At 72.4% G+C, this 26,564-nt stretch carries 21 protein-coding genes; 6 read left to right on the top strand and 15 right to left on the bottom strand.

From position 1 onward, the window contains the following. Window positions 1-58: 58 nt before the first annotated feature. Entirely contained in the window at window positions 59-910 is an 852-nt protein-coding gene (locus IPJ59_RS16260) for an ATP-grasp domain-containing protein (RefSeq protein ID WP_293252315.1), read from the bottom strand. 137 nt (window positions 911-1,047) lie between these two features. Here IPJ59_RS16260 and IPJ59_RS16255 point away from each other — a divergent pair, with 137 nt between their 5' ends. Both IPJ59_RS16255 and IPJ59_RS16250 read left to right on the top strand, forming a co-directional pair. After that, window positions 1,048-1,635 (top strand): YdcF family protein, encoded by a 588-nt coding sequence (locus tag IPJ59_RS16255; RefSeq protein ID WP_293272403.1) that lies wholly within the window; start codon window positions 1,048-1,050, stop codon window positions 1,633-1,635. A gap of 28 nt (window positions 1,636-1,663) precedes the next feature. Beyond that, complete coding sequence (locus IPJ59_RS16250) at window positions 1,664-3,151, top strand: hypothetical protein (protein ID WP_293272402.1); 1,488 nt, start codon at window positions 1,664-1,666, stop codon at window positions 3,149-3,151. On the opposite strand, the gene IPJ59_RS16245 is transcribed toward IPJ59_RS16250, so the two are convergent. Together IPJ59_RS16245 and IPJ59_RS16240 are read right to left on the bottom strand one after the other, a co-directional pair. Further along, window positions 3,082-4,152: a hypothetical protein gene (locus tag IPJ59_RS16245; RefSeq protein WP_293272401.1), complete on the bottom strand. Its 1,071-nt coding sequence runs from the start codon at window positions 4,150-4,152 to the stop codon at window positions 3,082-3,084. The two genes, IPJ59_RS16250 and IPJ59_RS16245, sit on opposite strands and share 70 nt — an antisense overlap. Window positions 4,153-4,300: 148 nt before the next feature. Then, a complete protein-coding gene (locus tag IPJ59_RS16240) occupies window positions 4,301-5,338 on the bottom strand; it encodes a hypothetical protein (RefSeq protein WP_293272400.1) in 1,038 nt (345 codons plus the stop codon). A gap of 161 nt (window positions 5,339-5,499) precedes the next feature. Between IPJ59_RS16240 and IPJ59_RS16235 the strand changes: the two genes are divergently transcribed. Together IPJ59_RS16235 and IPJ59_RS16230 are read left to right on the top strand one after the other, a co-directional pair. After that, on the top strand, window positions 5,500-7,035 hold the full coding sequence (locus tag IPJ59_RS16235; RefSeq protein WP_293272399.1) for a sigma-54-dependent Fis family transcriptional regulator: 1,536 nt from the start codon (window positions 5,500-5,502) through the stop codon (window positions 7,033-7,035). Between the two features lie 134 nt (window positions 7,036-7,169). Next, a complete protein-coding gene (locus tag IPJ59_RS16230; protein WP_293272398.1) occupies window positions 7,170-8,672 on the top strand; it encodes an SPFH domain-containing protein in 1,503 nt (500 codons plus the stop codon). Between the two features lie 47 nt (window positions 8,673-8,719). Here the strand turns inward: IPJ59_RS16230 and IPJ59_RS16225 are convergent, their stop codons facing one another. After that, on the bottom strand, window positions 8,720-9,757 hold the full coding sequence (locus IPJ59_RS16225) for a YihY/virulence factor BrkB family protein (RefSeq protein WP_293252301.1): 1,038 nt from the start codon (window positions 9,755-9,757) through the stop codon (window positions 8,720-8,722). An 83-nt stretch (window positions 9,758-9,840) separates the two neighbouring features. On the opposite strand from IPJ59_RS16225, the gene IPJ59_RS16220 reads away from it, so the two are divergent. Further along, entirely contained in the window at window positions 9,841-10,722 is an 882-nt protein-coding gene (locus tag IPJ59_RS16220) for a 23S rRNA (adenine(2030)-N(6))-methyltransferase RlmJ (protein WP_293252299.1), read from the top strand. Window positions 10,723-10,774: 52 nt separating this feature from the next. On the opposite strand, the gene IPJ59_RS16215 is transcribed toward IPJ59_RS16220, so the two are convergent. From IPJ59_RS16215 to IPJ59_RS16200, 4 genes are all read right to left on the bottom strand, one after another. Continuing rightward, a complete protein-coding gene (locus IPJ59_RS16215) occupies window positions 10,775-11,581 on the bottom strand; it encodes an indole-3-glycerol phosphate synthase TrpC (protein WP_293252297.1) in 807 nt (268 codons plus the stop codon). Between the two features lie 24 nt (window positions 11,582-11,605). After that, the gene (locus IPJ59_RS16210; protein WP_293272397.1) at window positions 11,606-12,277 is read right to left on the bottom strand and encodes an anthranilate synthase component II; all 672 of its coding nucleotides are present in this window, start codon (window positions 12,275-12,277) and stop codon (window positions 11,606-11,608) included. A 113-nt stretch (window positions 12,278-12,390) separates the two neighbouring features. Beyond that, a complete protein-coding gene (locus IPJ59_RS16205) occupies window positions 12,391-13,128 on the bottom strand; it encodes a hypothetical protein (RefSeq protein ID WP_293272396.1) in 738 nt (245 codons plus the stop codon). 157 nt (window positions 13,129-13,285) lie between these two features. Beyond that, a complete protein-coding gene (locus tag IPJ59_RS16200; protein ID WP_293272395.1) occupies window positions 13,286-16,438 on the bottom strand; it encodes a serine/threonine-protein kinase in 3,153 nt (1,050 codons plus the stop codon). Window positions 16,439-16,667: 229 nt separating this feature from the next. On the opposite strand from IPJ59_RS16200, the gene IPJ59_RS16195 reads away from it, so the two are divergent. Beyond that, complete coding sequence (locus tag IPJ59_RS16195; protein WP_293272394.1) at window positions 16,668-17,930, top strand: serine hydroxymethyltransferase; 1,263 nt, start codon at window positions 16,668-16,670, stop codon at window positions 17,928-17,930. Window positions 17,931-18,000: 70 nt separating this feature from the next. Here IPJ59_RS16195 and IPJ59_RS16190 read toward each other — a convergent pair whose 3' ends face one another. The 7 genes from IPJ59_RS16190 to IPJ59_RS16160 all read right to left on the bottom strand — a co-directional run bounded on the left by IPJ59_RS16190 (window position 18,001) and on the right by IPJ59_RS16160 (window position 26,557). After that, on the bottom strand, window positions 18,001-19,206 hold the full coding sequence (locus tag IPJ59_RS16190) for a fibrinogen-like YCDxxxxGGGW domain-containing protein (RefSeq protein ID WP_293272393.1): 1,206 nt from the start codon (window positions 19,204-19,206) through the stop codon (window positions 18,001-18,003). A 100-nt stretch (window positions 19,207-19,306) separates the two neighbouring features. Continuing rightward, window positions 19,307-20,536 carry an NAD(P)/FAD-dependent oxidoreductase gene (locus IPJ59_RS16185; protein ID WP_293252285.1) on the bottom strand — a complete coding sequence of 410 codons (1,230 nt, stop codon included), beginning with the start codon at window positions 20,534-20,536 and terminating at the stop codon, window positions 19,307-19,309. Continuing rightward, window positions 20,533-21,255 carry a 3-oxoacyl-ACP reductase FabG gene (fabG, locus tag IPJ59_RS16180; RefSeq protein WP_293272392.1) on the bottom strand — a complete coding sequence of 241 codons (723 nt, stop codon included), beginning with the start codon at window positions 21,253-21,255 and terminating at the stop codon, window positions 20,533-20,535. Before fabG ends, IPJ59_RS16185 begins: the two co-directional genes overlap by 4 nt. Beyond that, the gene (locus IPJ59_RS16175) at window positions 21,252-21,857 is read right to left on the bottom strand and encodes a hotdog family protein (protein WP_293272391.1); all 606 of its coding nucleotides are present in this window, start codon (window positions 21,855-21,857) and stop codon (window positions 21,252-21,254) included. Before IPJ59_RS16175 ends, fabG begins: the two co-directional genes overlap by 4 nt. Continuing rightward, window positions 21,854-22,765, bottom strand: coding sequence for a beta-ketoacyl synthase chain length factor (locus tag IPJ59_RS16170; protein WP_293252279.1), 912 nt, complete (start codon window positions 22,763-22,765; stop codon window positions 21,854-21,856). Before IPJ59_RS16170 ends, IPJ59_RS16175 begins: the two co-directional genes overlap by 4 nt. After that, window positions 22,762-23,934, bottom strand: coding sequence for a beta-ketoacyl-ACP synthase (locus IPJ59_RS16165; protein WP_293272390.1), 1,173 nt, complete (start codon window positions 23,932-23,934; stop codon window positions 22,762-22,764). The genes IPJ59_RS16170 and IPJ59_RS16165 overlap by 4 nt, the downstream gene beginning before the upstream one ends. A 58-nt stretch (window positions 23,935-23,992) precedes the next feature. Continuing rightward, window positions 23,993-26,557, bottom strand: coding sequence for a DUF4388 domain-containing protein (locus tag IPJ59_RS16160; RefSeq protein ID WP_293272389.1), 2,565 nt, complete (start codon window positions 26,555-26,557; stop codon window positions 23,993-23,995). Window positions 26,558-26,564: the final 7 nt, after the last annotated feature.

The following is a 26,564-nucleotide window of genomic DNA, read 5'->3' as shown; positions in this document are numbered from 1 at the left end:
CAGGCTCAGAGCCCCGCGAGCGCGTTCGCTGGCCAAGGGCCTGTCCCTCGGGACAGGCTCAGACCCCGGCGAGTGCCGCGGCGAAGCGATCGCTGGCGCCGTCGGCGTGGTCGAGGAACACCGACGGTTCGGCGAGCTCGAGCTCGAGCACGCGCGGCTGGCCGTCGTCATCGGGGACCAGGTCGACGCGGGCGTACAGCAGCTTGCGGCGCCCCGGCACGGCCGCGAGCGCGGCGGCGGCGAGGGCCAGCTCGGACGCACTGACAGTGGTCGGCCCGATCTCCTCGGCCGCGTAGAGGCCCTCGACCATGCGCAGTCCGGGCACCAGGATCGCGGCCTTGCGGACCGCGTGGCTGAATTCGCCGGCGAAGAACACCAGCGCCGTCTCGCCGTGGCGCTCGATCGCCGCGAGGTAGGGCTGGATCAGCGCGACGTGCCCCGCGGCGTGCAGGCGGGCCACGTGCGCCGTCGCGGCCGCATGCTCGTGCGCCGCGAAGCGGGCCGCCCCGACCGATCCGGCCCCCACCGAGGGCTTGACCACGAAGTCGCCAGCCGGGAGCTCCGGCGACTTTCCGGGCACGCACCAGCGCGTCGGCACGACGGCCACCCCGGCCGCGGCGAGGTCGGCGAGGTAGCGCTTGTCCGTGTTCCAGCGCAGCACGGCCAGCGGGTTGTGCAGCGGCGCGGCCGTGGCGGCGCGTCCGGCCCAGGCGAGGAAGCTCCCGCGCCGCGCCGCGTAGTCCCAGGTCGATCGCACGACGATCCGCGTGAAGCGGTGCCAGTCGATCTCGGGGTCGTCCCACACGGCGACCTCGTGGGCCACCCCGCGGCGGGTCAAGGCGGCCATGAGCGGGGGCAGGTCGGCGTCCAGCGAGCGCGCGGCCCGGGCAGTGACGAGGGCGACGGTCATCGGGAGGCCAGGAAAAACCAACCACGGCGCGCCCGTCAAGGCTCCCGCGCGAGGTTGTCGGCGAACGCGGCGGCCGCCTCGGCGGAAAACCAACCACGGCGCGCCCGTCAGGGCTCCCGCGCCGCTATCCTCGTCCGGTGGCGTACCGGACCTGGCTGCGACGCGGGGCCCTCACTCTGGGTCTGTGGGCAGGGCTGCACCTGATCGCCGTGAGCACGGACGGCTGTACCGATCGCGGCGCGCCCGCGGATCTCGCGGTCGTGCTCGGCAACCACGTCAGCGCCGCGGGCGAGCCCTCGCGTCGCTTGGAGCTGCGCCTCGACGCCGCGCTCGCGCTGCACCGCGCCGGCCTGGTCCCGCAGATCGTCGTCAGCGGCGGCCAGGATCCGGGCAGCCCGCCCGAGCCCGAGGTCATGAAGCGCTACCTCGTCGAGCACGGCGTGCCGGCGGCGGCCGTGATCGAGGATCGCGGCGGCATCAACACCTACGAGACGGCCCGCTTCGTCGCCGCCCACATGCGCGCGCACGGCCTCCGCTCGGTCGTCGCGGTCAGCCAGTACTACCACCTCACGCGCACCAAGCTGGCGCTGCGGCGCTTCGGCGTCGAGCAGGTTTACGGCGCCCATGCGCCGCTCGAGCTCGAGCTGCGCGAGCCCTGGTCGCTGCTGCGCGAGCTCGCCGGGTACTACCGCTATCTCGTGCGCCGCTATCCCGACGCGTCGTGATCGGCCCCGTGATATCGTCCGGCGCCCCGTGCCTCGCCCTCGCCTGCTGTGGTGGCCGACCCCGGCGATCGTGCTCGGCGCCTGCCTGTCCTCGGGGACAGATCCAGGCGCTGCGCCGGTGCCCGCAGCGTCCGCGCAGGTCGCAGCGCCGGCGCGTCCCGCAGCGCAGCCCGTGGCCCCGGACCCCGCGCTGCTGGCCCTGCGCGCCGAGCACCCGCAGCTCCTCAACCTCGACCCCGCCCGCGACCGCGACGGCTGGTTCACGATGGCCCGCCTGCTCGCCGACAAGGACAGCCTCGGCAAGCACTATCGCCGCGTCGACTACGAGCCGCCGGCCTTCTCGCGCGCGCTGGTCGTGACCGTGCGGCCCGGCGTCGGCCAGCCGCGCTACTTCCACTACAGCCTCGGCGACACCGCCTTCGAGGTCCCGCGGCATTACTTTCATCCGGCCTCGACGGTGAAGCTGGCGACCTCGGTGGGCGCCCTGTGGACGCTCGGGGCGCTCGGGCTCACGGGCGACGCCGAGATCGAGTTCAGCGACGCCGAGGGCCTGCAGAGCGGCCAGGTCGCCGACATGGTCCACGAGGCGCTGATGCACAGCTCGAACAAGGACTACAACCGCCTGGTCCGGATCGCCGGCTTCGACGCGCTCAATCAGGAGTACCTCTCGCCGCGCTGGGGTCTGCCGGAGATGGCGATCCAGGCCCGCTACGGTAACCGCGACGGCCCCACCCTGCGCAGCTCGCCGCCGATGCGCTACCGCGAGGGCGAGCTGCAAGGCGAGCTGCCGGCGCGCGAGGCCAGCGGCCGTCATGCAAGCTGCAAGGGCAACTGCGCGACCCTCTTCGAGCTCCACGATGTTCAGCGGCGGGTGATGCTGCACGAGGAGCTGCCGGCCGATCAGCGCTTCCCGATCTCCCTCACGGACGTCGAGCGCATGCGGGCGACCATGAAGATCACGCGCAAGCGGCTCGGGCGGGTCCCCGACGAGGCCTTCGGCGCGCCCGTCGAGGTGTTCAACAACGTCGGCCGGATCCCCCGCGTCGCGCTGCTGGAGAACGCCACCCTGGTCGAACGCGGCGGCCCGCGACGCCTGTTCATGGTCGCCTCCGTGGCCTTCCCCGGGGCGCTTGGCGACACCGATCGCCTGGTCGTCCCGCGCCTGCGCGCGCTGGTGCGGCCGACCCTCGATCTCGCGCTGCAGGCCGCGCCGCAGGGCCCCGGCCTGCAGCACGACGCTGGCCCGCGTCCGGGCCTGCGCGTCGCCCAGCACGCGCAGGATCCGGGCCGCCTGCTGGTCGAGGTCGAGGCCGACGCCGAGGCCCGCGTGTGGCTCGACCGACGCCCCTTCACGCCCGCGCTCGGCCGCGCCTTCACCATCACGGGCGTCGCACCGGGCGAGCACGTGATCGTCGTCGAGCTCGGCCCGGTCGCCGCGCCGACGGCCTACCGCGCGTCGCTGGTCACCGTGGCCCGCGTCGCCACCAGCATGCAGGCCGCCGCGCCCTTGCGGTAGCCGACGTGGAACGGCAGGCGATCGATCTTTCCCGCAGTGCGGTAGGCCTCGATCAGCGTCTCCTGGTCGCTGCCGTCGAACAGCAGGTTGACCTGCTTGAAGCTGCCGTGGAGCTTGACCGAGAAGCGGCCGCGCAGCGCGTCGTAGGCGACGCCGGTCTCGTCCTGCACGATCGTCGGCGCGCGGCTCAGCAGCAGCCTGGTCAGCACCGTGAAGTTGTTGTCCTGCGGCAGGTGCGACGCGGCCTTGAGGATCACCCGCGCGTCGCTGAGGCCGGTGACCAGCGTCAGCGCCGGCGTCTCGGGCTTGAGCGTGTTGTTCGACAGGCCGACGCGAAGGTACTCGAGCAGCACCGGCTGCCCGTCGGCGCGCCGGCGCAGGCGCAGGCGCACCGAGTCCCAGGTCGCGGCGCGGGTGCGGTCGCCGGGGTGCAACGTCAGCGTCCCGTCGTCGGCCAGCGCGACCGGATCGACGCCCAGCAGCTCGAAGCCCTCGCGCGCGGCGAACACCATCAGCGCGCCGGTGATGCCGCGGATCGCCGCGTCGTTGCCGGTCTCCGCGTTCATCTCGGCGGTGACGAAGAAGCCGCGCCGGAGGAATGCGCTGAGCAGGCGCTCGTAGCCGGCGAGCAGCTCGCCGAGCGCCTCGCGCCCTTGCGCTGCGGGATCCGGCGGCGGCCCGCCGCGCTGCATCGCGATCAACACGTAGCGCGCCGCCAGCGGGTACATGCGGTGCGCGGTCGGGAAGTCGGCGCCGGCGAACGGGTAGAACACGGTCTCACCCGGGGTCTGGACCAGCGCCTCGGCGGCCCACGCCTGCATCGGCTCGCCGACCTTCTCCGCGAAGCGGGCGAAGGCGCGGTCGATCCGCGGGGCGTAGGCCGGACGGGCCCGCGTCGCCCGCTCATCGGCGCCGTCGGCAAAGCCCGCCAGGAGCCGCGCCGTGCGGTCCTCGGGCGAGCTGTCCGCAAGGACAGGTGCAACACCTGTCGCAGACGACATGTCCCCCGGGACAGCCTTTCCCGCTGCCCCCCCACCGCTCGCCAGCCACGCCGCGAGCGCAGTCACCATCACCACTGTCGACACGAGCACCTCCAGCGTATCGGATCGACGCGCCGGCTGGGAGCACTTCATCCCGCGCGATCGCGGCTCAGGGTCGACGATCGATCTCGCGCTCGCCGTCCTTGTCGGCGAACCAGTCCGACTCGAGGCGGCGGTGCAGCGACGACGCGTACAGGCAGTCGCGCAGGCCGTTGGTCTGGTAGGTGAGGCGGCTGTGATCGATGCGGGTGCGGATGAAGACAGCGCGCCCCTTCGTGATCTCGGCCCGCGAGAGCTGGCCCTCGCGCTCCTCGTGCAGCACCTCGATGCCGCGCTGCCGCAGCGACTTGATGAGCGCCAGGCTGTTGCTGCGCGGCTTGCCGCCGGCGTAGTACGAGACGAGCTTGTGGCGCGAGCGGGCGGCGCTCTGGCTGCGCCGCTCGAGCACCCAGTCGAGGTAGGCCGCGACCTCGCCGTAGAGCGCGTCGAACAGGTAGACCTCGTTGACATCGAAGCCGCCGTGCTTGAGGCAGCGGGCCGTGACGCCGAAGCCGCCCGAGTGGGCCGAGACACAGACCGCGCCGATTCGGGCCGCCGCGGGCACATGGGCGGCCGCGAGCGCCTTGCTCACCTCGGCCCGCTGCAGCGTGGTCCGGACCTCGGAGAGGAAGCGGCCGAGCCCGCCCGGGCGATCGAGCTTGCCGCCGCTCGAGTCGATCGCCCGCACCGGCCCCTGCGGCATCACCAGGATCGCGTTCTGCCGGCTGTCGTCGAGCTGCTCGCGCAGCTGGTGCTTCTTCATCGCCTCGGCCGCGGTGGTCTTGTGCCCGTGGAAGTGCACCACCGTGTCGACGCGGCGATCGTCGAGCACCCGGAAGTGCGAGGGCACGAACACCAGGGTGGTCGCGTCGCGCCAGCGCGAGCCGGGGGCCGGGAACATCGAGTGCTGCAGGTTCAGCGTCAGGGTCGTCCCGCGCTTGCCGTGCTCGATGTCCTGGACCACCGGCACCGCCTTGCTCGCCAGCGGCTTCGCCTTGTCCTTGGCCTTGGCCGCGGCCGCCCCGGCCGTGCCGCACAGCGACCACGCGGCCGCCCCAACCAGGCCGCCGAGCAGCGCCCGGCGCGACACATCTCCGGCGTCCGGCATCCCGTCGCAGCGATAACACGGCCCCGGGCCCGGATCCAACAACGGATCCACCTGCCCGCGATCGCAGGCCCATGGCGCAAGTCATCCAAGTGCGCACTCCTGCACCTGCCCCAGATCAATGCAGCTGCCGTGGGTGCACCGGAATGATACACATGGCGACGATGGACACCCCGAGCCGACGCCCGCGCGGCCGCGCCCCGAGCCCCGCGCGGGTCGACCGCGACAGCGTGCTGATCGCGGTCGCCGAGCTGGTCCGCCGCGAGGTCGACCTCGACGCGCTGCTGCGCCAGGTGATCGACACCGTGACGCGGGCCATGGAGGCCGAGCGCGGCACCTTCTACCTGGTCGACCGGGCCCGCGGCGAGCTGTTCAGCAAGGTCGCCCACCTGCCCGAGCTGCGCGAGATCCGGCTCGCGCTCGGGCAAGGCGTGGCCGGCTACGTCGCCCGCACCGGCGAGGCGGTCAACCTGCCGAGCTCCGCCGCCGACCCGCGCTTCCACGGCGCCGTCGATCGCAGCACCGGCTACGCCACGCGCTCGATGCTGTGCGTGCCGGTGTCCGACCGCGGCGGCGACATCCTCGGCGTGCTGCAGCTGCTCAACAAGCGCGGCGCAGCCTTCAGCGCCGACGACGAGGCCCTGCTGCGCGCGCTCGCCAGCCAGGTGGCGATGATCCTCGAGAGCACCAGCCTCTACCCGCAGCTGCGCGCGCCCTCCCCCGCCCCGCTGAGCTACCGCTTCAACGGCATCGTCGGGGTCGGCGAGCGCATGCGCCGGGTCTACGACCTGGTCGGCAAGGCCGCGGCGACCGACGCCACCGTGCTCATCACCGGCGAGACCGGCACCGGCAAGGGCCTCATCGCCCGCGCGATCCACTTCAACAGCAAGCGCGCCGGCCAGCCCTTCGTCGCCGTCGACTGCGCCTCGCTGCCGGCCACCCTCATCGAGAATGAGCTCTTCGGCCACGAGCGCGGCGCCTACACCGGGGCCGACCAGCGCGCGCTCGGCAAGTTCGAGGCGGCCAGCGGCGGCACCGTGTTCCTCGACGAGATCGGCGAGGTCCCGCTGCCGCTGCAGAGCAAGCTGCTGCGCGTGATCCAGGACCGCGAGTTCGAGCGGGTCGGCGGTCGCCGCGGGGTCAAGGTCGACGTGCGCATCGTCGCCGCCACCAACCGCAACCTCGAGGACATGGTCGCCCGCCAGCGCTTCCGCGAGGACCTCTATTACCGCCTGCGGGTGCTCACCTTGACGATGCCGGCGCTGCGCGAGCGCGGGCCGGCGGACCTCGAGCAGCTGGCGACGCACTTCCTCAGCGTGTTCGCGCAGCGCCACGGCAAGGGCCCGCTGCGCTGCAGCCCGGCCGCGCTGGCCCGCCTGCACGCGCACGCCTGGCCGGGCAACATCCGCGAGCTCGAGAATTGCATCGAGGGCGCCGTGATCCTGTGCAACAGCGACATCGTCGACCTCCCTGACCTCTCGCTCCCCGCCGAGACCGGCCCGGCCCCGCCGACCCGCGGGCGCGCGGCCGGCAAGCCCCCGGTCGAGCTCGGCAAGCTGCGCTGGGACGAGATGGAGCGGCTCTACATCGAGGCCGTGCTGGCCACCCACGCCGGCAACCGCAGCGCCGCGGCCCGGGCGATGGGCATCGGCCGCACCACCCTGCTGCGCAAGATCCAGCAGCTCAAGATCCCGGGCTGACCCATCTTGATACAGGTGCTCCGTTTCGGTGCACCGCCCGCAGCCACGGCCGCAGGGCCGCCTTGGCGCCGCCGCGACGCCGCTGGCCGATCGCCGGCCCGAGCCGCTGGCACGCCGCGTGCTGTGGAGGGGGCATGAGCAAGCCCACCGCACCCGCACCCGCCAACGCCAACGCCAACATCAACGACCTCGCCTGGCGCGCCGGCAAGCCCGCCGAGGACCCCGAGAAGATGAAGCGCTGGGGCTTCGTGACCGCGATGCCGTCGGAGTACCTGATCCACATGCGCCGCGGGAAGATCCGTCGGCGCAGCACCGGCCAGGGCGCGAGCTGCTTCAAGTGGCCGTGGGACTCGGTGGCGATCATCCCGACCACCATCAACCGCCTGCAGTTCACCGCCGACCAGGTGACGCTCGAGAAGGTCGGCGTGCAGATCACTGGCCTCGCGGTCTACCGCATCGTCGAGCCCGAGCTCACCTTCCGCATGCTCAACTTCTCGTACTCGGAGCGCGCCTCGGAGAAGCTCGGCGAGATCCTGCAGGAGATGTTCGTCGGCGCGACCCGCCGCCTGGTCGCCAACCTCTCGATCGAGGACACGATGACGCGGCGCAAGGAGGCGATCGCCCACGAGCTGCTCGTCGAGCTGGCGCCGGTGGTCGAGGGTCGCGGCCGCGGCGACGACAGCACCGCGACCGGCTGGGGCGTGGTGATCGACACCGTCGAGGTCCAGAACGTGCGCGTCCTCAGCGAGACCGTGTTCAGCGAGATGCAGGCCCGCTTCCGGGCCGAGCTGGCGATGCGCGCCCGCCAGGCCGAGCTGGAGAGCGCCCGCGACATCGCCACCCGCGAGGCCGAGGCGACGCGTCAGATCGCGGAGGCAAAGCTGGCCGGCGAGACCGCGACCCGCGAGCTGCGGGCCCAGTCCGAGAGCCACGCGACCCAGATCGAGCTCACCGAGCAGGCCAAGCGCGACCAGCTGCAGGCCCGCGTCAGCGAGGAGAGCGGCCAGCGCGAGCAGGCACGGGCGCTCGCCGAGCTGCAAGCCCAGGCCGAGCTCGCCAGCCAGAAGGCCGCCCGCGACCAGGCGCGTCAGCTCGCCGACCTGCGCGCCCGCACCGAGCTAGAGGCCGAGAAGGCGCAGCAGGCCGAAGCCGCCCGCCTCGCCCAGCTGGCCCGCGAGCGCAAGCTCAGCGAGGCCGAGCGCCAGCTGATCGAGGCGCGGCACCTGAGCGCCGCCCGCGAGGCCGAGCTGGCCGCCACGCTCGCAGCCCACAAGGCGCGCAGCGCCGCCGAGCTGCGGGAGTTCGAGAGCAGCGCCGCCGCCAAGCTGCAGCAGCGCGAGCTCGACATGAAGCGGCTCGCGCACGAGGTGCAGGCCGCGGCGCTGCGGGCCACCAAGGAGATCGAGAACCTGGTCTCCGACGACCGCATCCGCCTCGCGCTGGTCGACACCGGCCTGCCCGCGGTCGCGGCGGCCTTCGCCCAGAAGTTCGGCGAGGTCAAGTTCACCTCGTTCGGCGGCGACGGGGACCCGTCGACGATGATCGGCAAGGGCATCGCCCAGGTGATGACCCTGGTGAAGGACCTCGGCGCCGAGCTGCTGCCCGCGCGCCGCGCCGCCGAGCCGCCGACGCCATGACACCATGACACCATGACGCCGTGACGCCGTGACGCCGGGGCCCGCAGCTAGCCCTGGCGCACGCCGACGACCTCTTCGACGGGCACGCCCTCGTACCACGGCAGGCCGGCCTCCTCGCTGTGCTGGATCTCCGAGATGACCTGCGCGCCGAACAGGATGATGAGCGCCGCGAACTCGAGCGTGAGCAGGACGATGATCACCGTGGCCAGCGAGCCGTAGACCGTGTTCACCAGCGAGATCTTGGCGAAGTAGACCATCAGGAAGCGGCGCAGGATGTCCCACAGGATCGCCGCCGCGAGCCCGCCGGCCAGGGCCCGCTTGAACGAGACCTCGGAGATCGGCAGCACGTGATAGATCGAGGTGAACAGGACCACCAGCGTCAGGAAGCCGGTGAGCTTGAGCATCAGCGCCGGCATGGCCCCGAGCGAGACGATGCGGCCGAACAGGTGCAGATCGGTCTCCGAGACGGCCTCGACGAAGCCGACCACGACGGTCAACACGAACAGCCCGACGCCGAGGACCAGGATCCAGATGTACGGGATGAGCAACGACATCCACACGCCGCGCACGCGCCGGGCCTTGGTCCGCGCGAACACGATGGCCAGCGCGCCCTCGAGGATCTTGAACGCCCACGAGCTGAAGAACAGCAGCACGAGGATGCCGACCCCGCCGATAATGTCGGCGTTGTCGATCAGCGCGCCGACCTGGTCGGTGATGCTCTGCGCCTGCGACGGGATGAGCAGCGCCAGCTCGGTGGAGATGATGTCGAGCAGCTGCTGGCGATCGAGCAGGCGGGTCAGGACCACCAGCAGCACCGTCAGCAGCGGCACGATCGACAGCATCACGTTGTAGGCGATCCCGCCGGCCAGCAGCAGCGCGTGGTTCTTGCTCAGATGCGACAGCACCCGCAGCGTGAAGCGGAGCAGCCGCATGGTGTTCATCGGCAGGCGCCGCCAGCCATGCACCGCCCGCACCGGCGCCGGGCTTTGCAGCGAGGTCGCGGAGCTCGCCGGCGTCGCGCTCGTGGCCAGGATCGTCTCGGGGATCGGCGCGGGCGTCGGCGCAGGGTTCGCGGAGTCGGTCATGCGGGCAGGGCGGCGCAACAATACGCCGTTTCGGCCGCGCCGGCGGCGCTGTGGCGCAGGCGCGGACGCACACACGATCCGCTATGCTGCGCCGCCCTGCCCGCCTGCCGCCGATGAATTACCGCCACCACTACCATGCCGGCGGCGCCGCCGACCTGCTCAAGCACCTCGTGCTGGTCCACCTCGTGCGCCGCCTGCAGGACAAGCCGACGCCGCTCTGTTACCTCGACACCCACGCGGGCGCCGGCAGCTACCAGCTCGCCCACGAGATGTCCCAAAGGACAGGTGAGTACGCGCGCGGCGTCGCGCGGCTGTGGGGGGCGCAGGGCTTGCCGGGGCCGCTCGCCGACCTCCTGCGCCTGATCGAGGCCTGCAACCCAGACGGCGCGCTGCGCGTGTACCCGGGCTCGCCGCGGGTGGTCCGCGCCCTGCTGCGCCCAGGCGACCGCATGATCGCGTGCGAGCTGCACATGAAGGACGTCGAGACCCTGCACGACGAGTTTCGCGGCGACCCGCAGGTCGCCGTCCACCGGCGCGACGGCTACGAGGGCATCAAGGCCTTCCTGCCGCCGAAGGAGCGCCGCGGCCTGGTGCTCATTGACCCGCCCTTCGAGCGGCCGGACGAGTTCGCCGCGGCGCTGGCCGGGCTGCACACGGCGCACGCGCGCTGGCCGACCGGCTGCCTCGCGCTGTGGTACCCGATCAAGGGCCCGGTCGCCCGCGGCAAGCTGCACGCGGCGCTCATGCACGGGGTGATCCGCCGGGTCCTCGCGCTCGAGCTCTACACCCGCCTCGACGACGCCGACGGCCTCGGCGGCTCCGGCATGATCGTCGTCAATCCGCCGTGGCGCAGCGACGTGGTCCTGCGCGCCGCGCTGCCGGCCCTCGCCGCGCGCGTCGCCGACGACGACCTCGATCCCGCGGCGTCGACCCGCACCCGCGTCGAGTGGATCGTCGGCGAGTGAGCGCGCTCGCCCGAGCCCCGAATCGGTTGACCTGGCCTTCGGGACAGCCGCGTCAGAGCTGGAGGATCAGCTGGCGCAGCGCCTCGCCGGGGTTCGCCGCCTCCATCAAGTAGCTGCCGATCAGGATCGCGTCGACCCCGGCGTCGCGCAGGCGGATCGCGTCGTCGACCGAGTGCACCCCGCTCTCGGCCACGTAGGTGAAGCTGTCCGGCACCAGCTTGCGCAGGCGCGCGGCCCGACCCACGTCGATCTCGACGCCGTCGAGGTCGCGGGCGTTGACCGCGATCAGGCGGGCGCCGGCCGCCATCGCCCGATCGAGCTCGTGCTCGTCGCGGGTCTCGACCAGCGCCTGCATGTCGAGCTGGCGGGTGAATTCCAGCAGCGCCCGCAGCTGCGGCGGCGGCAGGGCGGCGACGATGAGCAGCACACAATCCGCGCCGACCCGCTTGGCCTCGACGATCTGGGTCTTCTCGAGGATGAAGTCCTTGCACAGCAGCGGCAGCGTGACGGTCTGTCGGACCGCGCGCAGGTCGTCGAAGCTGCCGCCGTAGTGGCGGTCGGTCACGATGCTCATGCAGGTCGCGCCGCCGGCCGCGTAGAGCGTGCCGATGTGCCGCGGATCAGCGTCCTCGCGCAGCCAGCCGGCGCTCGGCGAGGCGCGCTTGAACTCGGCGATGATCGCCGGACGCGGGCCCTCGCGCAGCGCCGCCGTGAAGTCGCGTGGACGCGGCAGGCGGGCCCCGAGCTCGAGCAGGTCGCGGTCGGAGAGCGCCGCGGATCGCGTGGCCCGGGCGCCCGCCAGCTCGGCGCGCTTGGCCGCGAGGATCTTGTCGAGGAAGCTACCGCCCGTGCCCGTCATGGTGCCCGAGTATGCCGCAAACGCTCATCGTGCCGCCACAGGCTGCTCGAGGAAGTTCTCCAGCAGCGCGTGGCCGTGCTCGCTGAGCACCGACTCCGGGTGGAACTGGACCCCGAACAGCGGGCGGCTCGCGTGACGCACGCCCATCAGCTCGCCCTGGTCGGTCCGCGCGACCGGCCGCAGGCAGGCCGGGAGGGTCGCCTCGAGCGCCACCAGCGAGTGGTAGCGGGTCGCCATGAACGGCGAGGGCAGGCCCGCGAACACCCCGCTCCCGTCGTGGAAGATCGGCGACAGCTTGCCGTGCATGATCCGCCCCGCGCGCTCGACCGTCGCGCCGTGCACCTCGCACAGGGTCTGGTGGCCGAGGCACACGCCGAGCAGCGGGATCGCGGGGGCGGCTGGATCCGCCAGCAAGCGGCACAGCGCCTGACACACGCCGCTGTCCTGCGGGCGACCTGGCCCCGGGGACAGCAACACGTGGCTCGGGCGATCGGCCAGCACCTGGGCCGCGTCGACCGCGTCGTTTCGGTACACGTCGACCACCGCGCCGAGCTGCAGCAGGTACTGCACGATGTTGAAGGTGAACGAGTCGTAGTTGTCGATCACCAGCACGCGGCGGGCCGTCGCCGGTGGGCCGACCACCGGGCGCAGGCGCAGCCCGGAAGCCGCGAGCAGCGGGGGATCCGCGTCAGCCATCGCCGGCAGGATACACCGCAGACCGCGGCGCTGGCCAAGCAGCGCCCGCATGTGTACGCAACGAACAGGGCGCCGCGTCGCCGCAGCGACCGGCGCCCGGCGTGCGCGCTGGCTCAGCCGCCGCGGGCTTCGCGACGGAGGCGGCGGATCTCGCGGGTGACCCCACGGATGCGCTCGCGCAGGGCGCTGCGGGTCTCGCCGGCCAGGCGCGAAGCGCCCTGCGGCGGGTCGTCGACCACCACGACACTGCCGAGCGTGTAGCTGCCCTGCGCGGTCGAGGCCGCCTCGAGCCGCACCGTGCCGGACGCGAAGCTGGTGCCCGCGGCGTTCTTCCACTCGTAGGCGACGACCAGCTCGTCCTCGTCCCACGAGGTCACGGTCTGCGTCACGGTGTAGCCGCTCTCGGCCTTGACGCGCATGTCGATGCCGGCGACCTGGTCGACCAGCTCGTCGGTCCCGTTCAGGGCGGTCTGCGACCACACGCGCTCCTGGTACGCGTCGGGGGTGGCGATCGGCGTGACCCTGCCGCTGCTGCCGCGCGGGACGGTGGTGGTGCTGGCCGAGGTCTTGGCCACGCTCACGCCGCTGGCGAGCTCGGCGCCCTCGCCCGTGAAGCTCAGGGTGATCGCGCCGATCGCCACGCTGCCCGCCGCGCCGGCGATGCTGAACGACATCTGATACTCGGTCGCCTCCGTCCCGGTCCCGCTCGAGTCCTCGAGCAGGTTGACCGTCGTGACATTGCCGGGCGTCGTGAAGTTCGCGTTCATCGTGAGGTTCAGGTTCGCGATGACGTTGGTGGCGGAGTAGCTGGACTGGAGGACGACGATTCGCTTGTTCTTGGGTGTGGGCATGAAATTCCCTCGCTGGTTGGTCGGCCGGCGCCCCCTGGTTTACATGCACACGCAATCGCCGCGCAATCGCCAACAGCCGGCCTTTTGCGCGCATTCCGGTGTCGCGCACAAGTGCACGCATAGGATCGAGGCCGTGGCGATCGCCGCGGCCACCACCTCAGGGCGCTCGCTTGAGCTGTCCCTTGAGCCAGGTGTTGATGCGCTGAACGCTGTCCGCGTCGGCGGCATCGCTGTAGTCGCTACGGGCCTGGATCGCCAGCGCGTGCGCGCGATCGCGGTCGACGGGCGCGACCGCCCGCGCGAGGGCGAAGCGCAGCTCCCCGATGTCGACCGGGACCACGTCCTTGCGCGTGCGGATCGCCAGGGCCCGCTCGAGCAGCTCGCGGCCCTCGGCGTACCTACCGAGCTCCACCAGCACGCCGCCGAGGCCAAACAGCGGATAGGCGACCTCAGCGTGGTCCGGCCCGTGCACCCGCTCGCTGCGGGCCAGCGCGTCGCGGTAGGGCGTCAGGGCCCGCTCATACTCTTTGCGCAGCTGGTAGACCGCGCCGAGGTTGTAGAGGATGTCGGCGAGGTCGGCGTCGCTGCCCCCGGCCTTGGTCGCGACCGCCAGCGCCTGCTCGTACTGCGCGGCCGCCCCGTCGTAGTCCTCCATCTGCTGCAGCAGGGTGCCGAGGTTCATGTGCGTCGAGCCGGTGATCGGGTGATCGTCGCCGAGCACCAGGCGATGGATCTTCAAGGCCCGCTCGAAGCGCTCGCGGGCCCGCTCGTACTGGCCGCCGTTCAGCTCGATGATCGCCATGTTGCTGAGGATCGCGGCGACGTCGGGGTGGTCGGGGCTGAGGTGAGCCTCGCAGATCGCCAGGGCCCGGCCGAAGTCCGCCAGCGCGGCCGCCGACTCGCCGCGCTGGTCGTGCACCGTGCCGCGCGCGTTGAGGATCGAGACCAGGCCGGTGCCGCCGTCGCCGGGGAGCGCCTCGGCCTCGCTGAGCGCGAGGCTCAGGAGGTCGCGCGCCTCGGCCGTCTGCCCGCGCTGCGCGAGCACCATGCCGAGCCGCTCGCGCAGCCGGACCCGCTCGTGCGGCGTGGCCCCGACCCGGTCGAGCAGCGCCTCGGCGTGCCGCAGCGTGCGCTCCGCCTCGGCGTGCTGCTGCGAGAGCACGCCGAGGACCACGCCGAGCTCGCCGTCGGCCGTGAGGCGCAGCTCGTCGGCCCCGACCCGCTCGGCGATCAGCCCCGCCTCGGTGAAGCTCTGCTCGGCGACGCCGATCCGGCCCTGGTTCTTGGCGACCCGCCCGAGCACCGTGAGCGCCTGGACCTCGACCCGCGCGAGCCCCTCGCTGCGGGCGACCGCCAGCGCCTCGCCGGCCAGGCGCTCGGCGTTGTCGTACTGCACGGCGAGCCGCGCCGCCTCGGCCTGCGCCAGCTTCACCTCGGCCGCCGCGATGATCGGCTTCTTCTGCTCCGACGGCGCGTCGCCGCGGGTCAGCCGCTCGCGGTCCTCACACTCGGCCAGCTCGGGCAGCGCGTCGACCGACTGCACGGCGTGCAGCACCACGTCCTTGTCGGCGACGCGCAGCACCGCCACCATCGCCGACAGGCTGCGCAGCTTGCGGTCGAGGCAGGCGATCCTCCGCTCGAGCAGATCGGCCGACTGCTCGTGGTGGACATGGGTCGCCTCGCAGGCCTCGCGGCGCATGCCCGACCACTCCTGCGACCAGCGATCGAGGCCCGCGAGGCTGCTCTCCAGCACCTTCGGCGCGTAAGGCTGCTCGGTCGCCAGGAAGGCGGCGCGGATGTCGTCGCGGGCCGCGTCGTTGTAGACCTCGACCATGTGGCGATCGGCGCCCTCGCAGGGCGGGGCCCCGCCGAACACCTGGGCGCCGGCCAGCGCCAGCACGCCCGCCACGCCGCCGGCCAAGAGCGCCACCGCGACCCGCCGACGTCGCCGCAGCTCCGGGTCGGCGCGCAGCGCCCCGATGAGCTCGTCCATGCTGGCGAAGCGCTGGTCCGGGTCGACCGAGAGCCCGCGCAGGATCGCCTTGCGCACGCGGACTGGCACGTCGCTGCGGCCGACCATCGCGTCGACCTTGCCGCCGAGCACGCTGAGGCTCAGCTGCACGTAGTTCTTGGCCGGGAAAGGATGGCTGCCGAACAGCGCCTCGTACAGCGCGATGCAGAAGGCGAACTGATCGGTGCGCGCGTCGACCCGCGCCGCGATGTGCTGCTCCGGCGCCATGTAGGCCGGCGTCCCCACCAGCGCGCCCGTCCGGGTCAAGCGCACCGACGAGAGCCCGGGGATCGCCGTCTCGAGCTGCGATGCGTGCAGGCGCGGGCGCTCGCCGCCCGTGCCCGCTGCGGCCGCCGCCGCCGCGATCACCAGCGCCTTGTTGCCCGGCCGCCCCTCGGAGCGCCGCGTCAGCTGCCCGGCCTCGGCCCGCTGCGTGTCGGCCAGGTCGTTGCTGCGAGCGAAGCCCGGGACGGCGCCGCGGTCGGTCGACGCGAACGCCAGCACCGCGCCCTCGCCCGGCTTCTCGGCGCCCGGCTCGGGCGTCGCCGCGGCCGGGACCGCGTTGGCCTGCTCGACCGGCGCGCCGACCAGGCTGCGGGCCGCCGGATCTTGCGAGCGCTCGATCGCCTGGTCGACCGACATCAGGTCGGGGCCATCGGCGCCGCGGGCGATGCCGAAGTCGACGACACGCACGCGGCCGTCGTCGCCGACCAGCACATTGTCGGGCTTGAAGTCGCGGTGAATGAGCCCCGCCGCGTGCGCCCCTGCGAGGCCCTGCCCGGCCTCGATGAAGACCTTGAGGGTCTCGTCGACGCTGCGCGGGCGCTGCTTGAGCCAGCGCGTCAGGCTCACCCCGTCGACCAGCTCCATCGTCAGGTACACGACCTCGCCGAGCGCGTTGGCGTCGTGCACCGCGACGACGTTGGGGTGCGAGAGCTTGGCCAGCGCCTGGGCCTCGCGCAGCAGGCGAGTGGCGACGTCGCTGGCCTGCGCCCCCGGCCGCGCGTGCATCACCTTGAGCGCGACCCGGCGATCGAGGCGCGGGTCATACGCCGTGTAGACCACGCCCATCGCCCCGGCGCCGATGCGGTCGAGGATCATGTAGCGATCGATCGTCGCCCCGCGCTCAAACCTGAGCGCCTCGGCGGCCACCTCGTCGCCGTCGCCCTCGCCCTCGCCCTCGTCGCTGTCGCTGAGGGTGCTGCCGCGCAAGGAGTCCTCGGCGGCCGGGCCCGAGTCGGCGCCGTCGAAGGTCGGCCCGGCCCGGTGGGCGCCGCGCAACGTCCCCGATCCCCCCACGGGGCGATGGTATCAACATCGCCGCCGCAGCGCCTCGCCGACGGCCCAGGGCCGCGAGCGCGAGCGCGCCTCCGCAACACCCCTTCGCCGTCCGGACTCGTACGGATCGCGGGGGTCGTGTGGCCCCAACGCGGACGCCATCGCTGACGATCGTGCCAGCGATCGTCGGCAGCACGAAGCGCCGCGCTCGAATTGACTTCCCGGCCCCCCCGGCCTGATAAAGCCCGCGATGATCGCACGCACCGAGCCCGACCTGCACGAGGTGGACCCCGAGATCGAAGCCCTCATGCGCAAGGAGGACGCCCGTCAGCGCGACAGCCTGCGCCTCATCGCCAGCGAGAACTACGCCTCGCGGGCCGTGCTCACCGCGACCGCCGGCAGCCTCACCAACAAGTACGCCGAGGGCTACCCGGGCAAGCGCTACTACGAGGGCATGGACTTCATCGACCCGATCGAGTCCATCGCCATCGCCCGCGCGCGCCAGCTCTTCGCGGCCGAGCACGCCAACGTGCAGCCCTACTCGGGCTCGCCGGCGAACCTCGCCGCTCTGCTCGCGCTGTGCCAGCCGGGCGACACGATCATGGGCCTGTCCCTGCCCGCCGGCGGCCACCTCACCCACGGCTGGAAGGTCAGCGCCACCGGCATTTACTACAAGGCGGTGCAGTACGGCGTCCGTCGCGACGACAACCGGATCGACATGGACGAGGTCCGCAGCCTCGCCCGCGAGCACCGTCCCAAGCTCATCTGGGTCGGCCACTCGGCCTACCCGCGCGTGCTCGACTTCCCGGCCTTCGCCGCGATCGCCCAGGAGGTCGGCGCCTACCTGGCCGCGGACATCGCCCACATCGCCGGCCTCGTCGCCGGCGGCGCTCACCCGAGCCCGGTCCCGCACGCCGACGTGGTCACGACCACCACCCACAAGACCCTCCGCGGCCCGCGTGGCGGCCTCATCCTGTGCAAGGCGGCCCACGCCGCGGCGATCGACAAGGCCGTGTTCCCCGGCCTGCAGGGCGGCCCGCACAACCACGTCACCGCGGCCAAGGCGGTCGCCTTCAAGGAGGCGCTCGCCCCGTCGTTCACCACCTACGCGCACCAGATCGTCGCCAACGCCCGCGCCCTCGCCGAGGTCCTGATCGGCCGCGGCTTCCGCCTCGTCACCGGCGGCACCGACAATCACCTGATGCTCGTCGACCTCAGCCCCCGCGAGCTCAGCGGCCGCAAGATCGCCCACGTGCTCAACGGCTGCGGCATCGAGCTCAACGCCAACTCGATCCCCTTCGATCCCCGCAAGCCCTTCGATCCCTCGGGGCTGCGCGTCGGCCTCGCGGCGATCACCTCACGCGGCCTCGTCACCGAACACATGGGCACGGTGGGCGAGCTGATCGCGGACGCGATCGAGGTCGCGGCGGCGGGCGGCGATCCAGCGCGCTGCGCCGCGATCCGCGGGCGCGTCGCCGAGTTCCTCGCGCCCTTCGCGGCGCCCGGGCTCTGACCCTCCCCTCCGCTCGGACTCACGTCACAGCGGCCGCCACAGCGGCCGTCAAGTGGCCGTCAAGTGGCCGTCACAGCGGCATCTTGTCGCCGGTGTCGCACATGAACAGCCCCGTCTCCGCGCCGACGCCGGCGTTCCACGGGGTCTCATAGAAGTCGAGCACGCCCTCGACCTTCCAATAGTAGGCGTTGGAGCACTTCACACAATTCTTGGCCCCGGGCGCCCCGGGGACCCCCTTGTCGGTGACCCAGAACTTGTCGCCAGCGGCCTTCCACTGCGGACAATCCGTGCTGTTGAGCGGCTTGTCCATACAGGTCATGTTCTCGACGGCCGGGTAGATGCCGAGGATCTTCATGTAGTTCAGATCGCTCTTGGCACTGCCGCCGCCGAGCGGCACCAGCAGCGTCGAATTGGCGATCATCACGGCGGCAGCGACGTGCTCCGGCGAGCGTGGGACCAGCAGCTGCATGCCGTACTCCTTGCACTTGGCCTCGGCTTGCGCGGCGTTGTAGTTGACCATCCCTGGCAGCGCGACCTTCAGGAATGTGTAGCCGCCGCCGTCCGCGTCCATATCGCAGAGCACCTTGAGCTTGGCGTCGAGCGGCTTGATGAAGTAAAGGCCGTCTTGCAGCATCAGGTCGTCCGGACGGGCGTCGCGGATCTGCTTGCAGCTCTTCGCGTACTCGCAGGTGGACGCGATGCAGCCGGTCTTGGGGTCGGTCTGGTCGCAGGCCTCGTAGTCGTCCTGAACTTCGCCGTCGCCGCAGTGGGGCGCGAGCGCCTTGCAGTCGACCGCGCAGCCGCCGTAGGCGCCGTCGTTGAGCCCGTCGTCGCAGGCCTCGACGTCCTTCTGCACGAGGCCGTCGCCGCAGGTGGCGAGGTGACAGTCGGCGGTGCAGCCGGCGTCGTTGGCGTTATCGATCCCGAAGTCGCACTCCTCCGGCGCCTGGACGACGCCGTCGCCGCAGCTCGCGGGGGTGTCGCTCGTGCTGCCGCTGCCGCTGCTGCCCTCGGCCGCGCTCGACTCGCTCGACTCGGAGCCCGAGCCCGCGCTGGTGTCCCAGTCCTCGGTCGTCGTCATGATCTCGTCGAAGGTCGACGACCCGCTCGCGCCGCTGGTCGACAGCACACCGCCCGTGTCGCTGCTGAGGTTCACATCGGTGCTCGTGTCGCCACCGTTGGGCGACAGGCAGGCGCCCAACAACATGGCCAGCGTGGCCAGCATCGGCGCGGTGATCGAACGAAGGACCTCGGGGGTGGCTTGCGGCTTCGACATGCGACATGTCGAGAGAACAATCTTTGGCGCGAAATTGCAACAACCCTGGCCAGGGCGCATCAACATCACATTCGGTAAGTTCCGTAATGCGGATTACGTATCAATCTTGTTGTGTCTCCGGGTCTGGCAATATCGTGGGTGCTCGGGGCTGCAGACGGGAGCTCTCCAGCATCGCCTGAAACGGGTTATCGCGGCGCCACACGTCGCCCGCGAGCACGCTGATGAGGCCGCGGCGCAGCGCCGGGTCGGGCTCGGCGGCGAAGAACAGGTGGTGCACCATCCGCGTGTGATAGAAGCGGCGGATGAGCTGTTCGAACGCGTCGTAGGCTGGTTGCATGTGCGACGACCACGGCGCCATCAGCTCGGGCGCCGCCTCGTCGGCAGCGCTGAGCGCCGGGAGCAGCAGGTCGACGGCCCGCTCGGCACCGAGCATCGCCAGCGACACGCCGGACGAGAACACCGGATCGAGGAACGCGGCCGCGTCGCCGATGCAGGCCCAGCGCGGGCCGTGCGGGCGCAGGTTCTTGTACGACCAGTTGGCGATCGTCCGCGTCGGGCCGCGCCGCGCCCCGGCGCACAGGCGCTGGATCAGCGGCGACGCGGCGAGCGCGGCCTCCAGCGCCTCCTCGTCGAGCTTGCCGCGCCACTTCACGAGGCCGACGCTCAGGCGGCCGCCGACCAGCGGGATGATCCAGTGCCAGCCGTCGGGCACCAGCAGCACCTTGATGTTGCCCTGGGCCCCGATCTCGTCGATCGCGGCCGCTGACAGGCCCTCGAAGTGGGTGAACACGGCGGCGCGACCGAGCTCGCGGATCGGCGCGACCGTCCGGGCCCGGCGGGCGAACCACGCGTCCTGACCGGTCGCGTCGAACACGAAGCGGGCGCGGTAGCTGGCCCGCTCGCTGCGCACCGCCACCGCCTCGGCGCCGAGCTCGATCGCCGTGACCGCCTCGCCGAAGTGGATCTCCGCGCCGCGGGCGATCGCCTGGCGGGCCAGGAGGTCGTCGAACAGCGCGCGCTCGACCTGCCACGCGTGCGAGGGCGTGCCGGGCATCGCGTCGGCGAAGCTGAAGAACGCGAAGTCGCCGGTGCGCTCGTCCCAAAATTCGGCGCCCTGCTTGAACTTGTAGGCGCTGGCGTCGATCGTGAGGCCGAGGCGCTCGAACAGCGGCAGGTCGATCGGCAGCAGCGACTCGCCGATGTGGAAGCGCGGGAAGCTCTCGCGCTCGAGCACCAGCACCCGGCGCCCGGCCTGGGCCAGCAGGTTGGCGGCGGTCGAGCCCGCGGGCCCGCTGCCGACGATGATCACCTCGTATGCGTCGTCGTTCATGCCATCCCGCCGTTGATCCCGATCGTCTGCCCGGTGATGTAGCCGGCCGCGTCGCTGCACAAAAATGCCACCAGCGCCGCGACCTCGTGCGGTTGACCGAGCCGCTGCGCGGGGATCCGCGGCATCACGTGCTCGAGCGGGACGTCCTTGATCATGTCCGTCTCGATCAGACCGGGAGCGACCGCGTTGACGGTGATGCCGCGCCGGGCCAGCTCCAGCGCCAGCGACTTGGTCGCGCCGAGGATCCCGGCCTTGGCCGCCGCGTAGGCGACCTGGCCGCGGTTGCCGATCAGCGCCGACACCGAGCTCATGTTGACGATGCGGCCCCACTTGCGCCGCACCATCGGCATGACCGCCGGCCGGGTGACGTTGTAGAAGCCGTCGAGGGTGGTGCGCAACACCAGGTGCCAGTCGTCGGGCTCGAGCGCCGGCAAGGGGTTGTCGCGCGCGACCCCGGCGTTGTTGACGACGATCCCGAGCGGCGCCGCGTCGGCGAGGATCTCCGCCATCGCGGCCGCGCTGGCCGCCGCGTCGGCGACGTCGAAGGGGCACAGCGTGGCCTGCCCGCCGGCGCTCCGGATCTTCTCGGCGACCGCCTCCGCGGCCGCGTGCCCGCTGCGGTAGTTGATCAGGACGGGGTGTCCGGCGGCGGCGAGCGCCTCTGCGATCGCCGCGCCGATGCCACGGCTCGCGCCGGTGACGAGTGCTCTCGGTCTCATGTTGATTGCGCTTCCTCGGGTCCGCCGGGCGCGGTCCATGATGCAGCGGATGCAGCGGATGCAGCGGATGCAGCGGATGCAGCGGATCCAGCGGATCCAGCGGATCCAGCGGATCCAGCGGATCCAGCGGATCCAGCGGATCCAGCGGAGCCAGCGGCCGTCGCTACGCCCGCGGCCGCTGGCTCGCCCCGCACCACCTGCAGCGCGCCCTCGGCGAGCGCGCGGCCCTCGGCCGTGACCACGCTGCACGCGAACTCGGCCGCCGCCTCGAGGTCGACGACCTGGCGGGCCCGCACCCGCAGGGACGTGCCGACCGGCACCGCCGGCGCGTGCAGGCGCAGCTCGCGGCAGCCCGTCAGCAGGCCGACGCGCACCGGCTCGCCGCGCGCGTGGCCCTGCAGTCCGTGCATCGCCGCGACCGCCTGCGCCATCACCTCCAGCAGCCCGGCCGCCGGCATGCGCCCGGCCTCGACCAGCAGCCAGTCGGCGCGCACGGTGGTGACGCACTCGAGCGAGACGCCGTCCCAGGCCGTGACCGCGTCGAGCAGCAGCATCGGCGGCCGCTGGGGCACCAGCTCCTGCACGGGCGGGAACTCGCTCACGCGGCCGCCTCCGGGCCCTTCGCGCCGTCGCGGGCGTCGAGCTCGATGCACCAGCCGCCCGCGGGCAGGTGCGGCTCGAGCGACAGGCACGCGGCGCCCGGCTGCAGCGCCAGCTCGCACAGCGCCAGCGCCAGCGCGCAGGGGTTGCCGAGCAGCGCGGCCGGCAGCCTTGGCACAGCCGGGTCGCCGCGGCTCGCCTGTACCAGGCGACAGGTCCGCGAGGACATGTCCCCCGGGACAGCCCCAACATCCGTGGCGCCCGCGGCAGCGAGCGCGAAGGCGGCGGCCAGCGGCGCGTAGCTGCGGCCGGCGGCCAGCGGCTCGGGCAGCGTCTCCTCGGCGATCACCAGCACGGTCGGCCCCTGCCCCGCCGCGATCAGCCCGGCGCACTCGATCAGCCCCATCGCCAGGGTCGAGCGCCCGGCGGTGAGGGCCGCGTTGCCGCGCCGGTTCTGGGTCGCGATCGACACGTAGCCGGCGGCCGTGTTGTGCACGCTGTTGTGGAACTTGGTCGGCGACAGCGGCGCGGCCGGGTCCTGCAGCGCGGCCAGGAGATCGAGCGTGGTCCGGATCTCGCCGTAGACCGATCCGTAGATCGTCGTCACCTCGGCGCGATCGAAGCCGGCGCTGGCGATCGCCTGGGCCGCGACCTCGGCGGCCATGCGGGTCAGCAGGCTGGTCCGGCGGCGCAGCATCGGCGGCAGCAGCTCGGCCCGCGGGGCGTCGGCGCCCAGCGCAGACGGGGCGCTCGGAGCAGCCTCGTTGGACCTGTCCCCACGGACATGTCGCTGCGACCAGCTGAGCGCGTCGGGGTAGCCCGGGGTCCACAGCCCGAGCCCGCGCAGCGACAGCCCGAGCCCACGCTCCGGCCCACGCTCTGCTGAGGAGATGCCACCACCGTCGCTCATGCCGGCGCCCCCACGAGCACGCTGACGTTCGAGCCGCCGAAGGCGAAGGAGTTGCTGATCGCCGCGCGCGTGATCAAGGCTTCGAACTGGGTCGTGACCCGGACCGCGATCTCCGGGTCCGGCGGGGCCGCTCCGACGCTCTCCGGCACGAAGCCGTGGGCGATCGCCAGCGCCGTGAACGCGACCTCGGTGGCGCCCGCCGCCCCGAGCTGATGCCCCGTGTAGCCCTTGGTCGCTACCACCCGCATGCCCGGCCCGAACAGCGCAGCGATCGCCGCCCCCTCGGCGCTGTCGTTCTGGCGCGTGCCAGTGCCGTGGGCGTTGACGTGGTCGACATCGCCGGGCGACAGCCCCGCGCCAGCCAGCGCCCGCTCCATCGCCAGGCGCGCGCCGAGCCCCTCCGGGTGCGGGCTGGTCATGTGAAACGCGTCGGAGCTCTCGCCGACCGCCAGCAGGCGGGCCGGGCCCTCGCCCTCGCGCTCGAGCAGGCACAGCGCCGCGCCCTCGCCGATGTTGATGCCGGCCCGCAGCGCCGAGAACGGCCGACACGGGGCCGCCGACAGCACCTCGAGGCCGGCGAAGCCGCGCAGCGTCAGCTGGCACAGGCTGTCGACCCCGCCGACCAGCGCCGCGTCGCACACCCCGAGGTGAATGAGCCGCTGCGCCGCCGCGAACACCTTGGCCGACGACGAGCACGCGGTCGACAGCATGTACGCCGGCCCCGCGAGCCCGGCCAGCCCGCACACCACCGGCAGCACCGCGTCGAGCGCGTGCGAGGTCTCCACCGAGTACCAGTCCGGCAGCACGCCGTGCGCCTGGTGATGCGCGTAGGCCAGCTCGCTCGCGCCGATGCCCCCGGTGCTGGTGCCGAGGATCACCGCGATCCGACGCGCGCCCCAGCGGCCCTTGGCGCGCTCGATCGGCCCGGCCAGCTCGGCCAGCGCGAGTGCGGCGATGCGGGCCTGCCGGGTGTCGTAGGCGGCGAACTCGGCCGGCAGCGGCGGCAAGGGCCCCGGCATCGCCCCGACCGTCGCCGCGCCCGCGAGCCCGATCTCCGGCGGACAGGGCCCGAGCCCGGAGCGACCCGCGCGCAGCCCCGCCAGCACTTCCGCGGTGGTCATGCCCATGCCGTTGCACAGGCTGAGCGCGGTGATCGGGACGGGCCGCATGCGGGCCGCGAGCATAACAGCGCGGCCTCGCAGGGGGAACCCCGGGGCCGCGACAACCCTACTGCTTGTACTTCTGGACCAGCACCGCGATCGTCACGATCACCGCGATCACCGCCAGCACCGCCAGCACGATCTTCACCACGCTCCACGGCCGCTCGCCCGAGACCTGCCCGCTGCGGGCGTTGACGGTGAAGCGGTAGGCCTTCTCCTTGTAGCGAAAGCTCGAGATCCACAGCGGCAGCAGCAGGTGCTTGAAGCGGACATCGGCGTGATGGATGTTGAGGTTGCCGATCCGCTGATCGTCGCCGCCGATGTCCGACTCGACCGCGCTGCGGATCTTCGGGACCATGCGCGCCTCGGCGGCGACGAAGCCCTCCTCCAGCCCGATCTTGTAGCGCTCGGCGACGAAGCCGCTGAGGTAGCCGGCGTCGAAGGCCCGCAGCTCCGGCAGGTCCCACGGCTCCAGCCCCTCGAGCAGCTTGCGCGGCAGGGTCTGCGAGCCGCACACCAGCACGTCGTCGAAGCTCACGTGCACGGTGCCCGAGGTCGGGTACCAGCGGGTGTGGCGGACCTGGCGGGTCTGCGTCTCGCCCTTGCTGTCGCGGTAGGTCTCGCTGACGTAGTAGTACTCGCCGCGCTCGCCGGTGTAGCGGGTGGTGGTGTTCGAATCGTACGACCAGTACGGCATGTACACGCCGTCCATGCCGTGCTGATTGGCCAGCGTCTTGAGGTCGTTCGGCGCGAACCACAGGCCGCCGACCCACTTCTGATAGCGGTCCTTGGCCGCGCGCGCGTCGAGCTTGAACGGCAGCAGGCTCTCGGGCGTGAAGATCTCGCCGAGCTCCTGGATCGCCATCACCACCGGCGAGCCGCAGAAGGGGCAGCGCGCGGCCTGACCGGCGACCACCGTCTGCGCGCCGCAGCCCTCGCACTGCACGTTGTGGCCGCCCTCGACGAGCGCGGCGCTCGGCTGGCGGCGCGCGCGAGCGATGCCCTCGTGGAAGTCGTGCTCGCTGATCACCCCGCCCGCGCCGCCGGGCAGCGCCTGGGTGTGCCCACAATGCGGGCAGCGCATGCTGTCGCTGCCCGGCTTGAACTCCAGCGACGATCCGCACTGGCCGCAGGGGAACACCTGCTTGCGGGTCGTCGGCGCCGCGGGGTCGTGGGGGTCGTCGACCGGCATCGCCCGCGAGGATACGTCAGAGCGCCGCGCCCGACGAGTCCGCCCCGCCCGAGCCCGACGAGCCCGCCCCGCCCGGGTCCGAGTCCTCGCTCGAGCGAACGCCCGACCCAGACGCCCCGGCCCCACCGAAGCCACCCCCGAACCGCCGCCACCGGGACCACCTGGCTGGCGACGCCCGACCAGATAGCGCCCCGACTGACCGAGCGGGCGCAGCCGGGCCAGCAGCGGCTCGACCTCGGCCGACAACGTGGTGTTGGCCAGCGAGGCCGTCGCGCTGAACAGCGCGAAGGACACGTAGTCGTAGAGCATCTCGCGCACGAAGGTCTCGACCTCGGAGGCGGGGCGGAGGCCCGCGCTGTTGACCACGAGCGCGGGCGCGCCGAAGCCCCCGTGCTCGAAGGGCCCGGCGCCGCGCAGCAGCGCCTCGTAGTCGCCGCGGGAGAAGGCGATGAGGTTGTTGCGCAGCGCCGTGCCGCGCCCGCCCGCGTCGGCGGCCTGGTGGATCGCCCGCAGACCGGCGTTGGCCAGCTCGACGACCTCACCGATCCCGCCGCGCAGCTTCGGCGGATGGATCGCCACCAGCTGGGCCTGGCTCAGGTGAAACAGCTGCTTGGTCACCTCGAACTCGCCGAGCCCGGTGCCGCGGCCGATGTCGCCGACGCTGCTGATGCCGTCGATCGCGTCCCACACCACCGCCTGCTCGCTGGCCACCGCCGAGCGCGGCGCCAGGCGCAGCGGCACGTACTCCGCCGACGGGATCCAGGGCCGAAGATGCCGGATCTCGTCGATTCGCGTGAGGTGATTCATCAGCAGCGCGGTCGCGCTGACGACCTGCCGCGAGGCCAGGCGCGCCTCGTCGAAGCCGTCGAGGAAGCAGTACGCGCCGTCGGCCGCGGCGAGCACCGCGAACACCACCTCCTCGACCTGGCGCGCCAGATACTTGTAGATGACATCCTGCGAGACCAGGCCGAGCTCGACCGCGGCCATGCCGAACAGGTCGCCCTTGCGGGCCCGCTCGAGCACCGGGAGGATCTGCTCCTCGCTGAGCACCCCGTACTTGTAGAGGAGCATGCCGATGCGCTCGTCCTCCGCGTTGGTCTGCACGCCGACGATGTTGCCGTGCTCGAAGAACACGCTGCGCGTGACCTCGCCATCCATCACCACCAGCTCGCCGCGCGTGCCGATGTGCCCGAGCACCGCGAGCACGTCGGCCATGTCGCCGCTGGCCGTGATCTCACCGGCCATCCGCACGATCGGACCGTCCTCGAGGTCGCGCCGACCGTCGTTGCCGGTGAAGCGCAGCAACACCACGTGGCCCGGCGTGGGCAGCATCCGATAGGCCCCCTCGCGCTGGCCCATCCGGGCCGTCGCCACCTCGCCGAGCGGGTGCGCGACGCCGTTGTGGTCGATCCACACCATCTCATCCTGCGGTTGCTTCATGGTCGCC

Origin of the sequence: Nannocystis sp. (genome assembly GCF_016714285.1) — a bacterium.
Lineage (GTDB): Bacteria > Myxococcota_A > Polyangia > Nannocystales > Nannocystaceae > Nannocystis.
Note: the sequence above shows the minus strand (reverse complement) of the source record. Positions and strands in the feature narration are given on the sequence as shown.